This is a genomic window from Paenibacillus sp. PAMC 26794, from assembly GCF_000316035.1.
GTDB lineage: Bacteria > Bacillota > Bacilli > Paenibacillales > Paenibacillaceae > Paenibacillus.
The window spans coordinates 24,084-36,517 of sequence record NZ_ANHX01000076.1 but is presented as its reverse complement, the minus strand read 5'-3'; the positions used below and the strand labels follow the sequence as shown (position 1 = coordinate 36,517).

The window sequence follows — 12,434 nt, the reverse complement described above, 5'->3', positions numbered from 1 at the left end:
ATGGCCTTCAACCTTTCTGAGGTAGAGCTACTCGGTGAGTATCGGAAATGGATTTGAGCGAGTATGCAAGCCCTTCCTCATCAAAGAAATTTCGGTATGAATGTTCATACTCGGATTTGACCTGTTGACGGAAGGCTACCATTTCCTCTCGTTTGGTTGGGTCCATATCCGGAATGGCTGCAATGAGACGTTTGGTATAGATATGTTGCGGATTCTCAAAAATATCATTTGTCGTGCCCTGTTCCACATATCGACCTTTATACATAATTCCAATCTCATCACACATATGACGGATGATGCCCAGATCGTGACTGATGAACAGATAGGTCAGATTTAATTCTTTTTGAATCTCCTGCATGAAGTTGAGTACCTGAGCCTGTACCGATACATCGAGTGCAGATACAGGTTCATCAGCGATAATTAGCTTCGGCTTCAGTGCAATAGCCCGTGCAATACCGATCCGTTGACGCTGCCCCCCTGAGAATTCATGCGGATATTTGTAGATTGATTCCGGACTCAAGCCAACCTTTTCAAGTAATTCTCTTACTTGTCTTTTCTCCTCGGTAGCTGTCAGACGCTCATAGTTACGAAACGGCTCAGCGATAATATCGATAACCCGCTTCTTTGGATTCAGTGATGAATATGGGTCTTGAAAAATCATTTGTACATCCCGCTGGAGCTGCCTGTTCTTACGTCGCTCCGTAGCCAGATTTTTGCCGTTAAACAGAATCTTTCCGTCAGTGACATGGTTTAGCCCAATAATGGCTCTGCCTGTTGTTGTCTTACCTGAACCTGATTCGCCAACCAGACCATAAGTCTGTCCTTCTTCAATGGAGAAGCTAACATCATCAACAGCCTTTACACTGCCAATTTCCCGTTTAAGCAATCCACCGCGAATCGGAAAGTGTATCTTGAGCCCTTCTACTTCGAGTAATGCCATTATGTTATTCCTCCTCAGCTTTGGTCAGGGAAATGAAAGTGCTGGTAACAGGTACACCGTACAAAGTGACCTGGTGCAATTTCATGCATCTGTGGGTTCTCTTCATGAGCCGATTCACTAATCCATGGAATTCGGGCTTTGAATCTGCACCCTTTGCGAGGAAGATTTTTGAGTGATGGTACAATACCTTGGATGACATGCAATTTGGATCCTTCTTCAGACAGGGTGGGAATAGAGTTCAACAGTGAGCGGGTATATGGATGCTTCGCATCGTTCATCAATGTGAAGATATCTGCGATTTCAACAATTTCGCCTGCATACATAACTGCAACGCGATCAGCCATCTCAGCTACGACACCCAGATCATGTGTAATCAGAATAATGCCTGCGTTAATTTCATTCTTCAGATCACGGATTAGCTCCAGGATCTGTAGTTGAATCGTAACGTCAAGCGCCGTCGTTGGTTCATCGGCTATAAGTAGTTCCGGTTTGTTGGCAATCGCAATGGCGATAACAATTCTCTGTCTCATACCACCAGATAATTCGTGGGGATACTGCTTGTATATTTGTTCGGGACGTGGAATCCCTACCTGATTCAATAAGTGAATGACCTTTTCTCTCTTCTCTCTGGAAGACAGCTTGGACTGATGAAGTGTGAGAATCTCTTCAATCTGTTCACCAATAATCATTAGAGGATTTAGTGCGGACAATGGGTCCTGAAAAATCATGCCCATTTCTTTACCGCGTAGCTTGTTTAACTTGCTTGGGGAGATGTTGGCAATATCTTGTCCTTTATAGAGGATCTGGCCTTCGATCTTTGCTTTGTTATGCAAACCCATAAGAGAGAATGCAAAAGCACTTTTACCTGACCCGGATTCACCTACAATTGCCAACACTTCATTTTTCTTCACCGTAAGGTTAACGTGATCCACTGCTGCATAATAGTCATCTTCAATTCTGAATGATGTTGTTAGATTTCTGACTTCCAATAGCTCTGTATTCAAATCAATCACCCTAACCCCATAATTTCCGTAGATTGTATTCGTGTGTAGAGAAATGCATCCACTGTATATTTCCAAGTTCTTGAAGATAACGAACAATAGCTTATACAAAATACCAAATTGTTAGGAGAAACAAGTTTAAGAGACTTATATTTAGACCATTGGTCAATTAATGTTGATAATTCCTAGCGGAATTATATATCAAAATAATTAATGTAATCATACGTGTAATTTTAGCTAACGTCAATGCTTATTTTGAGATTTTTGGCATAAATGTTTTTTATACTACAGATTTGGATATTAGTAATACTATAAAGGCATATAGAAGGAATTTTGAGAGGTGTTATCTTGTTTTTGGCTGTGAGGTGTACATAGGCAATTGGTCATAATAACATATACATAACATAGTAGTTACATCTAGTGTATGTATATGCTCTGATTTAAGTAGACATTCTTAATTTTGCGTGAGGTAAATGTTACATATATGAGTGGTGATTATTTCTCGATCTATAGCTGAATTTTATTGAATCGACGCCGTTATGCTTACAATTGAAATAATATGTGCGATCAGAGCAAAAAATCTAGTTAATCTAGTATAGTTTTATTTATTTGCTAATGTAAAGACCAAATTGTAATCTTTTATCATTTATTTTACAAAAGAAAGAAAAAAGCCCTGCAAAATGCAGAGCTTATCTAATATTTATTCATTTAAGTGTATATATAACACCCTTTACTGAGAATCAGGAGGTCTTTTACCACGTTTTAACTCATTGATATTCAAGCCAAAATCCATCTGCAAGTGAGGATAGTCCGGAAAGTTTGCCCAATCTCCACCCCAAGTGAAACCTAACTCTTTGGCAAGATCCACAATTTCCATCCAGTCTGCCTCGCCATTGCCGTTATCATCACGTTCCATATCCCACACCACATCACCCTCAGGCGTCCTCAGTGCAAAATCAATTGCCAATCCGTAGTTATGATATGATTCACCACCACGTGCATTAGTAACGATATTGCCTGCGCTTGAGCGTCCTTGGTTAAATAGTGCATCTTGCTCCTCGGAACTTCGGTAGCCGTGGGTGATCACAATCTCTATTCCACGTCTCACTGCCTTACGTACCAATAATTTCTCATTCTCTGCTACCACAGGATGTAGGCCGGTGATTGGCACAGCTTCTTGGATTGTTGTCCCGGGCCACATGTTATCTATATCACCTTTTTGCTGTAACCACACATATATAATGGAAAGTAAAAGAGTACCTATAATCCAGGTTTTCAGACTCTTTTTTCTCTGTTTGCCTTTACGTTTTGATGTATTCATATCCACTCCTGGTGTTTATTCTGAAATAAACAGCTATTCCTGCTGCCTGAACCTTTTCAGTAGATTAGACTCTATTATAATTCATTTGAGCCTTGAATGCTTCTATCACCATAGTATTGAATTCTTCCATTTGTTAGAGTGGATCTGTTATTTCTATTACTTCTATTGATATATACAAAAAAGCAGCCGGCTATAAGCCGACTGCTTCGTATGCAAGCTGAGTAAAAACTACTCAGTTGTGTATGGCAATAATGCGATTTGACGGGAGCGTTTGATTGCAATCGTCAGCATGCGTTGATATTTAGCGCTAGTACCTGTTACACGGCGTGGCAAAATTTTTCCACGTTCGCTGATAAATTTACGAAGCAAGTCCGTATCTTTATAATCGATGTGAGTAATTTTGTTAGCTGTGAAGAAGCACACTTTACGACGTTTATTACGGCCGCCACGACGTGCCGGTCTTTTATCGTTGTCTCCGCCTTCTCTTTGCTTGAAGCCCATGCTTTTCAGTCCTTTCCTATCATGTAACCCATATCTCCTAAGAGTATCAGCTCATGTTAAAATGGCAAATCATCATCCGATATATCAATCGGTTTTCCGTCATCGGAAAAAGGATCCTGATTGTTGCTACGCGAATTATTGTTATTGTTCGCGCGTCCGCCGCCTCCATAAGAAGGCTCTTCACGCATTGGTTGCCCACCGCCGCCACCGCTATTATCACGGTTAGCTGACTCCAAGAAACGGACATTATCGGCAATGACTTCGGTCACGTATACACGTTTTCCTTCGTTATTCTCGTAGTTCCGTACTTGAATGCGTCCTTCGACTGCAGCCAGGCGTCCTTTGCGCAAGTAGTTCGCACAGGTCTCGGCAAGCTGTCTCCAGGTTACGACCGGAATGAAATCGGCTTCCTTTTCTCCCCCTTGGCTTGTAAACGGTCTGTCTACTGCCAAAGTAAATTGCGTAACTGCTACTCCTGCTGGAGTGTAACGCAACTCAGGATCCCGGGTTAACCGTCCGATCAGAATGACACGGTTCAACAATGTAATCCCCTCCTTCAGAGCGTATTGGTGCGTTAATCACGAGTTGTCTTAAGCAGACTTAACGTCGTTGGTAATGAGATAACGAATTACTTCGTCAGAAATCTTCATGAGACGCTCAAGTTCAGTTACAACTGCTGGTTCAGCAGTGAAATGTACCAGAACATAAAAACCATCACGGAATTTCTTGATCTCATACGCAAGACGGCGTTTACCCATAACGTCGTGAGCTGTAACTTCACCACCGCCGTTGGAGATGATGCCTTGGAATTTATCGACTGTAGCTTGAACAACATCTTGCTCAATGTCAGGACGAATAATGTACATCACTTCATATTTGCGCATAATTTTCACCTCCTTATGGACTCTGGCCCTCAATCTAGGTTGAGAGCAAGGAACGAGCACAAACTCGAACTATATTAATATAACAAATACCGAGTCAAAGTGCAAGCAAACGTTCCCTGTACATATTGGCACATGATCAGCCCGGCTATGGAGCACACTACAGAAGCAACAAAGTAACATAATCTGCAGAGGAGGTTTTATCATGGGTGAAAAAACCGAGTTTGAACCAGGAGACAAAGCTCCAAACGATGGAGAATACACGGAAGTTGGGGAAAAAAGCTTTGTCTCGGAAATTCAGAACCCGAAGCGGGTAACGCTGCAAAAAGGTGAATCTTTTCCCGAAACAAGCAATCATAATCGCAAGTGGAAGAAGCTGACCAAAGCCCGCGTCCATTAATCGCAATTCTTTTTTACGATCCATGTATATAAAACGGAATAAAGCACATGATACAATCAGGCGGTGCACGAGAGAGGTGTGGTTCCGTTGGACAACGAAGCCGATCATTCGCTGTTGGAGATTCATCACGTAATTTAAGAAGCAAGTGGTTATGTGTTGTAAGGCCCCTCGTCTGAAGCACGCGTATTGCTACGTGCAGTACACCAAGTTTCTGATTGTTACGACCGATTGTTTCCTAACAAACAAATGCACCGCCGGATAAAGAGCCCTTCGGGGCTCTTTATTTTCGTCTTTAGTCATTAATGATGCATCTGATATGGATATGTGTTCAATACATGTTCGATAAAACGTTATACAAAAAAAGACTTTCCTAATGGAAAGCCTTCTTATCAATCTTTTTATTAAACTCAATGTGTATTGAGTAAGTTACAATTGAAGTGGCGGAAAGGGTGGGATTCGAACCCACGCACGCTGTGACACGCCTAACTGATTTCGAGTCAGCCCCCTTGGGCCTCTTGGGTACCTTTCCGCAACAATATTGATTATAGCATGATCATTTACAGAACGCAACACCCATACAGAGCCTGCATGTAAACGCTATTTTGACTACCAAATCCCGAATGTTTTCAAGGTCAGGATTCAGTGGAATATTCGGCTGAACGCAGTACCTTCTTCATGTTTTTTTCGAATTTTGCTCTTGGAATCAACACGCTGTGTTTACATCCGACACACTTGATTCGAATATCCATACCCATACGAATGATCTCCATCTCATTGCTGCCACAGGGATGCTGCTTCTTCATCTGCACTGTATCCCCAAGCTGGAAACTTTTACGCTCCACCTGTGCCATCCCCCTCATCTTTCTCCAAAGCTACTGCCTGTTCCAATACGGCTTGATGACTCATCTCATGATACTCCAGTGTTTTTTTCACATCGCCCTGAATCTGACGTTCCACAGAAGCACGAGAGTTAGGCATGCATTCAGCTACAATTCGCACCACATACTCAGATGTAGACATCGACTGTATACCGAGCACATCCGGCACCTTCACAATATTTAGGTCACGCTCTTCAATCCCGACCAAGGACTTCTTCACCAGATGTACCGACTCATCGAGACTTAAGTCCGCCTTCATCGGAATATCCACTACAGCCAGCGAATTCGACATGGAGTAGTTCGTTACACTTGCAATCGCCCCGTTTGGGATAATGTGCACCTCACCCTGCCAGCTGACCAGTTTGGTTGTTCTAAGTCCAATCACCTCAACCGTTCCCTTGTAGGTTCCCGTCTGAATAACATCCCCCACAGCGAATTGGTCCTCCAATATAATGAAGAAACCCGTAATAACATCCTTGACCAGCCCCTGTGCACCGAAACCAATGGCAAGTCCGAGCACGCCGGCACTTGCCAGCAGCGGCCCCACTTGGATATTGATCTCAGATAACAGTAGCAGAATCATAATAAAATTACATGTTATGGAGGTCGCATTTTTCAACAGTTCCCCTACGGTTACGAATCTGCGCGGATTCACACGAATCTTGCCTTCCTGCTTGCGTTCCATGGAACGATCTATAATTCGATATACGACCTTAATGACAATACGGGTGATAATAAAAATAATGATGATCCGGATTGAGCTGAACATAATGTTAAGCCACATATCGGCATCCGCAATTTTGTTCCAGATTTGATCTGTTAAACGAAGTGCTTCATTCACAGCACCAGTAGCACCGGCATCATTCCCTTGAGCTAACTGAAATGGCAACATCCATCATGCCTCCTCTACATCGGTATGTTATCATAGCTGTCTTCTGTTTTGAAATAGAGGCCTCGGATCTCTACGAACTCGTTACGAATGATCTTTTGCACTCGCTCCAGATCCTCCTTTGGAAACTGGATACATAGCGCACACCCTGCTGTAATTTCTTTTGGTGTAGGGAACAAGTCGATCTCAATCTCGGCAAACTCCAGCAGCATTTCAGCACGCAGTGCCTGCTGTGTTGAATCAAACGCAATCAGCATCCAATCGTTAATCCATTCGTCCATGTTCGGCTCCTTTCGCCATACGTCCAACCCTAGAGAAAAAGCTTGTCCTCGTGAAGTATAAAACGCTCTACCTTTCCATATACTGTTACTACTATTCCAAGGGAAAGGATAGATCCTATGAATCCTACTTCGCGTTCCTTTTCATCACAAGACATGACCAGTTTGAAAATCCCCCATACCGATCCAAGCATTCACTCGGCCATTACCCATCGTTTAATGTTCCATCTCTATAAAGCCCATTCTCTGCAAAATGTAGTGATTGTCTGCATCGGCACAGATCGCTCAACAGGCGACTGCCTTGGTCCTCTGGTCGGATCAGCCCTTTCCAAGTGGGACAGCCCTTTATTCCATCTATATGGTACCTTGGATGAACCAGTCCATGCGATGAACCTGCAGGATACACTCCACAACATACAGAAAACACACCATAACCCTTATGTGATAGGCATTGACGCCTGTCTCGGACAATCATCCAGTGTGGGATGCATTCAAGTTGTGAATGGTCCACTCAAACCAGGTGCGGGGGTAAATAAAGAATTACCGCCGGTCGGCGATATCCATCTGACAGGTATCGTTAACGTCGGCGGCTTTATGGAATACTTTGTTCTACAGAACACACGGCTCAGTCTTGTTATGCGCATGTCCGAGATTATATCCAGCAGTCTATACTCGGCCATCCGGGAATGGCATACACGTTCTACTCTGCTTGCTGTGCCAGAGTAATAGCTTCCTTTTCCTCTGGGGAAAGAGTATACGTGGACTCTCCCCCTTTAAGAGGTTTGGCATATACGTAAGAACCGTCACGGTTATATATCCCCGTAAGGATCATACCATCCTGGCTGTCGTTAATCATAGCCATTGAGAAGCTCAGATCACTGCCACGCTCTCCATATGCATTGTATCTTTTCACGCCAACTTTACCTTGAATGCGGGTAAGCTTTTGCATGACAATTTGCAGCTGATTCGTTTGCAGTTTGTGTTCATCCTCAATGCTGTCCATCTGAATTTTCAGATTAATCAGCAACGATTCCAGGTCCTCTACTCCACTGCCAGCCATCATGGCTTCATATTTACGTTTAAACTTTCGTAACTTTGCCCCTTGAGCAATACTCACAATCAGCAAGATCACCGTAAGTAATGCCATTCCGCCAATAATCCATAACAGCTGTTCCAGAATCAGCTCGTTTAATTCAGTCATGTAAGTGCAACTACCCCTCTATATTTTTGATCAGATTAACGTCGGTCCTGTAATATTATCATTCATTATAAATCAACCCGATATCCATAAGCTTAATCATGCAACCGTGTACCAGATGAGTTCACCATTTCAACTCTAATTTAGTCTGCCCCAGTCAATTCCAACACTGCCTTAACGAGTGATTCCACATGTTCTCTAGTTGAATTGTACCCCACACTGGCCCTTACTGCTCCGGTAGCGGTTGTACCAGCAGATTCGTGTGCAAGCGGTGTGCAATGAAAACCGGAGCGAACCGCAATCCCATAATTCCGATCTAAACGGAAGGCGAGTTGTGCTGAATCATACCCATCTACAGTAAAAGATACTAATCCGGTGCGTGGCTGTCCAATCTCTGGACCAAGCATTCGAATGCCCTTAACGGATGACAGCCCATCCATTATATGTTGGGTCAGTTCCCACTCATGTTGGTAGATGACCGCTGGTGTCATCTCAAGTACATGCTTCACACCCGCATTCAGCCCTGCGATCCCGACTGTATTCGGCGTCCCCGCTTCATACCGATCAGGACGGACCTTTGGCTGCTCGAGAGCTTCTGACTGACTTCCTGTTCCTCCATGAAGTAAAGGCTCTATATCGAGCTCTGGAGCAATGTACAAGCCCCCTGTACCCTGAGGACCGAGCAGTCCCTTATGCCCTGGAAAAGCCAACATATCAATGCCCAATTGTTGTACATTCACAGGCATAACCCCAGCACTTTGAGCCGCATCTACCAACAAGATCGCCCGATGTCTACGACACAGGAGCGAAATTTCTCCAATAGGAAGAATACTGCCAAGCAGATTCGAACTATGTGTACATACCACCAATCTGGTATTCGAACGAAACATACGTTCCATTTGCATCAGATCAATGTCTCCCGCAGCATTAACAGGTACATAATCAATCTCCACATTTCGGATTCTGCGCATGTATTCCAGTGGTCGTCTGACTGAGTTATGTTCAGCCATGGTGGCAATCACATGGTCGCCTTCTTTGAGCGAACCTTGAATAGCTAGATTTAGCGCTTCTGTCGTATTTGATCCGAAGGCAACATCATTCGCATTTTTGATACCAAACATATTGGATATGGATTTTCTCGCCTCGAACAATACACGACTTGCCTGAACAGCCATACGGTGACTTCCTCTGCCAGGATTGGCTCCGGCAATCTCCAATGCACTCAACATCGCATCACCGACAGCAGGTGGTTTGGGCCAAGATGTTGCTGCATGATCTAGATAGATAACTCCCTCCACCTCACAACCACCTCTGTCCCATAAATTAATAATTCGCCTGCACATATTGCACATATAACCCTATAAACAAAGAATGACATATCGTTTCTCCATGGTACAGAGGCGATATGTCATGACATGAGTAAGCCCCGCATGTTGTTAATGAATCTTAGACCCGACTGTTATTGTAACAATTCCAATAGCCGTTCCAGATCCTGTTGACTGTAGTAGTTGAGCTCAATTTTACCTTTATCTTTATTGTGCTTGATTTTCACTGTTGTTTTGAAACGTTCACGCAGAGATTCTTCCAATGTATCAATGAATGGATCTTTCTTTTTTAACTTCGATTTGGCTTTAGCCTCACCTGTTTTGGAACGATCCAGTTGTTGAACAGCTTCCTCCAACTCACGTACACTCCATTGCTGATCAATGGTTTGTTTGGCAAGTTGCTTCACCACAACCTCGTCCTTCACACCCACGATTGCACGTGCATGTCCCATTGATAATGTTCCACGTGAAACATGGTCTTTTACTTCTTCGGGCAATGATAACAGACGCAAGAAGTTAGCAATGTGAGAACGTGATTTACCTACTTTTACAGACAACTCTTCCTGAGTCAACGCGAATTGATCCATTAACCCCTGATAAGCAACTGCAACTTCCATGGCGTTCAGATTCTCCCGTTGCAGATTCTCAATCAACGCAATCTCCATTACCTGCTGATCACTGAAGTTGCGAACTACAGCAGGTACCGTGGCATTACCACAATATTGCGAAGCTCTGAACCGTCGTTCTCCGGCAATAATCTCATAACCTCGTAATACAGGACGAACAATAATGGGTTGTATGACACCATGCTGACGAATGGACTCAGCCAGTTCATGTATTGCGCCCTCATCAAATACTTTACGTGGTTGATAGGGGTTAGCCCGCAGTTGACTAATCGGGATTTCTACGACTTTATCATCGTCATTAATTGAAAGCGAAGGAATGAGGGCATCAAGACCTTTTCCAAGCCGCTTACTCATAAGAAATCACTTCCTTTGCGAGCTCTAAATACACTTCCGCCCCTCTTGAACGAGGGTCATACGTAATAATGGATTGACCATGAGATGGTGCTTCACTAAGCCGTACGTTACGCGGAATAATCGTTTGATATACTTTTTGTTGAAAATACTTTTTCACTTCTTCAATAACCTGAATCCCCAGATTGGTCCGCGCATCAAACATCGTTAGCAATACCCCTTCAATCTGCAGGGATGTATTCAGATGTTTCTGTACCAGACGAACCGTATTGAGCAACTGACTTAATCCTTCAAGTGCATAATACTCACACTGTATCGGAATGATCACCGAATCGGAAGCAGTCAACGAATTGATCGTTAACATACCAAGAGATGGTGGACAATCGATCAGTATGTAATCATAGTTTTTTTTCACCATGGCGAGTGATTTTTTCAGGCGAACTTCCCGTGATATCGTGGACACCAATTCGATCTCGGCTCCGGCAAGCTGAATCGTTGCAGGTATGATATGAAGTCCTTCAATCTGAGTCTCCACAATCGCTTCTTGAGGAGGAACCTCATTAATAATGACATCATATATACAATTAGCCACATCTGCTTTATTGATTCCGACTCCGCTGGTTGTATTCCCCTGAGGGTCAATATCGACAAGCAATACTCTTTTCCCGAGTGAAGCCAGTCCTGCACCCAAGTTAACAGATGTCGTCGTTTTCCCCACACCGCCCTTTTGATTTGCTACGGCCATAATCTTAGACAATTACTTCACCTCAAATAAAATAGGAGTCTTTTCTGTAGGTTGTGAGATATTGTTAACAAAAAGCAGGCGGCTATCGTCCACACAAACAACAACTACCGTTCCATCAATATACCGACCGTTCTTTAAAAATGTCAGACCTAACTTGCTTTATAGACATAAAAAGCGGCCCATTGCCGCCATAAGCTTCAATTATTTGCGTTTTGGAATATGGATAACGATCTCATAATGATCCTCATGGTCTGCTTCTTTTGTTTTGATGTCCAGACCGGAGCCAGTTACCATATCAATGGATTGGCGAATCGTATTAAGTGCAAGTCTTACGTCCTTGGTAAAAGAAACACGTCTAGTTTTTTTGATCTTGGAAGATTCCTTGTAGAAGGCAACACGTACCTCTGTCTGTTTCACATTCAATTCTTTCTCGATAATCTCGCCGAGCAACTTCATCTGCAGTTCTTCCGTATCGAGAGAAAGTAATGCTCTTGCATGCCGTTCAGAAATTTTGCGTTCCATCAGTGCCATCTTGATTCCATCCGGAAGATTTAACAACCGAATTTTGTTCGCGATGGTAGACTGGCTTTTACCTAATCGTTGTGCAAGGCTCTCCTGTGTCAGTTGATGCAAGTCGATCAGCTTCTGATAAGCAACTGCTTCTTCAATGGAGGTCAACCCTTCACGTTGAAGATTTTCAATGAGTGCAATAGATGCAGCCTGTGAATCATTAAATTCACGCACAATGGCTGGAATGGTATCCAAACCGAGTTTTCGAACTGCACGCCAGCGACGTTCCCCGGCAATAATCTCATATGATCCATTTCGCACGCGCACGACAATAGGCTGAATTACGCCATGTGTTTTGATCGTCTGCAACAACTCATCAATTTTATCATCATCAAAAATAGTACGGGGTTGATATGGGCTGCTCACAATTTCATTAACCGGAATTTGTTTGATCTCATCTCCGTTATTGCGCTCCGCCAAACCAAACAACTTCGAAAATTGTTCTTTCATTCCGCAGATTACCACCTAGTTTCGTAATAGCTCCCACAGTCTTTGCAGGTGCTTCTTATTCAATAAGCGACCCTTCACAT

At 43.3% G+C, this 12,434-nt stretch carries 16 protein-coding genes and 1 tRNA gene; 2 read left to right on the top strand and 15 right to left on the bottom strand.

Going from position 1 to position 12,434, the window contains the following annotated elements; all coding sequences use genetic code 11:
* Positions 1–7: 7 nt before the first annotated feature.
* The 6 genes from D829_RS0123895 to rpsF form a co-directional block, all read right to left on the bottom strand.
* The gene (locus D829_RS0123895) at positions 8–940 is read right to left on the bottom strand and encodes an ATP-binding cassette domain-containing protein (RefSeq protein ID WP_017691436.1); all 933 of its coding nucleotides are present in this window, start codon (positions 938–940) and stop codon (positions 8–10) included.
* 14 nt (positions 941–954) lie between these two features.
* Positions 955–1,944, bottom strand: a complete 990-nt coding sequence (locus D829_RS0123890) for an ABC transporter ATP-binding protein (RefSeq protein ID WP_026081379.1) — start codon at positions 1,942–1,944, stop codon at positions 955–957.
* 727 nt (positions 1,945–2,671) lie between these two features.
* Positions 2,672–3,262 carry a M15 family metallopeptidase gene (locus D829_RS0123885; RefSeq protein WP_017691434.1) on the bottom strand — a complete coding sequence of 197 codons (591 nt, stop codon included), beginning with the start codon at positions 3,260–3,262 and terminating at the stop codon, positions 2,672–2,674.
* Positions 3,263–3,490: 228 nt separating this feature from the next.
* Complete coding sequence (rpsR, locus tag D829_RS0123880) at positions 3,491–3,763, bottom strand: 30S ribosomal protein S18 (protein ID WP_017691433.1); 273 nt, start codon at positions 3,761–3,763, stop codon at positions 3,491–3,493.
* A 56-nt stretch (positions 3,764–3,819) separates the two neighbouring features.
* Positions 3,820–4,305, bottom strand: coding sequence for a single-stranded DNA-binding protein (ssb, locus tag D829_RS0123875; RefSeq protein WP_017691432.1), 486 nt, complete (start codon positions 4,303–4,305; stop codon positions 3,820–3,822).
* Between the two features lie 48 nt (positions 4,306–4,353).
* Positions 4,354–4,647 carry a 30S ribosomal protein S6 gene (gene rpsF, locus D829_RS0123870; protein ID WP_017691431.1) on the bottom strand — a complete coding sequence of 98 codons (294 nt, stop codon included), beginning with the start codon at positions 4,645–4,647 and terminating at the stop codon, positions 4,354–4,356.
* 202 nt (positions 4,648–4,849) lie between these two features.
* Between rpsF and D829_RS0123865 the strand changes: the two genes are divergently transcribed.
* A complete protein-coding gene (locus tag D829_RS0123865; RefSeq protein WP_017691430.1) occupies positions 4,850–5,044 on the top strand; it encodes a YjzC family protein in 195 nt (64 codons plus the stop codon).
* A gap of 438 nt (positions 5,045–5,482) precedes the next feature.
* Here the strand turns inward: D829_RS0123865 and D829_RS0123860 are convergent.
* The 4 genes from D829_RS0123860 to D829_RS0123845 form a co-directional block, all read right to left on the bottom strand.
* Positions 5,483–5,573, bottom strand: a tRNA-Ser gene (locus tag D829_RS0123860).
* Positions 5,574–5,676: 103 nt separating this feature from the next.
* Complete coding sequence (locus D829_RS0123855) at positions 5,677–5,886, bottom strand: DUF951 domain-containing protein (RefSeq protein WP_017691429.1); 210 nt, start codon at positions 5,884–5,886, stop codon at positions 5,677–5,679.
* Positions 5,876–6,814, bottom strand: coding sequence for a mechanosensitive ion channel domain-containing protein (locus tag D829_RS0123850; protein ID WP_017691428.1), 939 nt, complete (start codon positions 6,812–6,814; stop codon positions 5,876–5,878). The genes D829_RS0123855 and D829_RS0123850 overlap by 11 nt, the downstream gene beginning before the upstream one ends.
* A 14-nt stretch (positions 6,815–6,828) precedes the next feature.
* Complete coding sequence (locus tag D829_RS0123845) at positions 6,829–7,092, bottom strand: DUF3343 domain-containing protein (RefSeq protein WP_017691427.1); 264 nt, start codon at positions 7,090–7,092, stop codon at positions 6,829–6,831.
* 117 nt (positions 7,093–7,209) lie between these two features.
* Here D829_RS0123845 and yyaC point away from each other — a divergent pair, with 117 nt between their 5' ends.
* Complete coding sequence (yyaC, locus tag D829_RS0123840) at positions 7,210–7,815, top strand: spore protease YyaC (protein WP_017691426.1); 606 nt, start codon at positions 7,210–7,212, stop codon at positions 7,813–7,815.
* Here yyaC and D829_RS0123835 read toward each other — a convergent pair.
* The 5 genes from D829_RS0123835 to noc all read right to left on the bottom strand — a co-directional run bounded on the left by D829_RS0123835 (position 7,790) and on the right by noc (position 12,354).
* The gene (locus tag D829_RS0123835; RefSeq protein ID WP_017691425.1) at positions 7,790–8,290 is read right to left on the bottom strand and encodes a DUF4446 family protein; all 501 of its coding nucleotides are present in this window, start codon (positions 8,288–8,290) and stop codon (positions 7,790–7,792) included. The genes yyaC and D829_RS0123835 overlap by 26 nt on opposite strands.
* Before the next feature lie 140 nt (positions 8,291–8,430).
* Complete coding sequence (locus tag D829_RS0123830) at positions 8,431–9,585, bottom strand: aminotransferase class V-fold PLP-dependent enzyme (RefSeq protein WP_017691424.1); 1,155 nt, start codon at positions 9,583–9,585, stop codon at positions 8,431–8,433.
* Between the two features lie 161 nt (positions 9,586–9,746).
* A complete protein-coding gene (locus D829_RS0123825) occupies positions 9,747–10,592 on the bottom strand; it encodes a ParB/RepB/Spo0J family partition protein (protein ID WP_017691423.1) in 846 nt (281 codons plus the stop codon).
* Positions 10,585–11,346 carry an AAA family ATPase gene (locus tag D829_RS0123820; RefSeq protein ID WP_024629525.1) on the bottom strand — a complete coding sequence of 254 codons (762 nt, stop codon included), beginning with the start codon at positions 11,344–11,346 and terminating at the stop codon, positions 10,585–10,587. The genes D829_RS0123825 and D829_RS0123820 overlap by 8 nt, the downstream gene beginning before the upstream one ends.
* Positions 11,347–11,535: 189 nt before the next feature.
* Positions 11,536–12,354 carry a nucleoid occlusion protein gene (gene noc, locus D829_RS0123815; protein ID WP_017691421.1) on the bottom strand — a complete coding sequence of 273 codons (819 nt, stop codon included), beginning with the start codon at positions 12,352–12,354 and terminating at the stop codon, positions 11,536–11,538.
* Positions 12,355–12,434 lie beyond the last annotated feature (80 nt).

Excerpts from the sequence above, each read along its gene's own strand:
- D829_RS0123835 (WP_017691425.1), bottom strand. The coding sequence starts at position 8,290 with ATGACTGAATTAAACGAGCTGATTCTGGAACAGCTGTTATGGATTATT.
- D829_RS0123865 (WP_017691430.1), top strand. The coding sequence starts at position 4,850 with ATGGGTGAAAAAACCGAGTTTGAACCAGGAGACAAAGCTCCAAACGAT.
- D829_RS0123825 (WP_017691423.1), bottom strand. The coding sequence starts at position 10,592 with ATGAGTAAGCGGCTTGGAAAAGGTCTTGATGCCCTCATTCCTTCGCTT.
- D829_RS0123850 (WP_017691428.1), bottom strand. The coding sequence starts at position 6,814 with ATGTTGCCATTTCAGTTAGCTCAAGGGAATGATGCCGGTGCTACTGGT.
- rpsR (WP_017691433.1), bottom strand. The coding sequence starts at position 3,763 with ATGGGCTTCAAGCAAAGAGAAGGCGGAGACAACGATAAAAGACCGGCA.
- yyaC (WP_017691426.1), top strand. The coding sequence starts at position 7,210 with ATGAATCCTACTTCGCGTTCCTTTTCATCACAAGACATGACCAGTTTG.
- D829_RS0123885 (WP_017691434.1), bottom strand. The coding sequence starts at position 3,262 with ATGAATACATCAAAACGTAAAGGCAAACAGAGAAAAAAGAGTCTGAAA.
- rpsF (WP_017691431.1), bottom strand. The coding sequence starts at position 4,647 with ATGCGCAAATATGAAGTGATGTACATTATTCGTCCTGACATTGAGCAA.
- noc (WP_017691421.1), bottom strand. The coding sequence starts at position 12,354 with ATGAAAGAACAATTTTCGAAGTTGTTTGGTTTGGCGGAGCGCAATAAC.
- D829_RS0123845 (WP_017691427.1), bottom strand. The coding sequence starts at position 7,092 with ATGGACGAATGGATTAACGATTGGATGCTGATTGCGTTTGATTCAACA.
- D829_RS0123895 (WP_017691436.1), bottom strand. The coding sequence starts at position 940 with ATGGCATTACTCGAAGTAGAAGGGCTCAAGATACACTTTCCGATTCGC.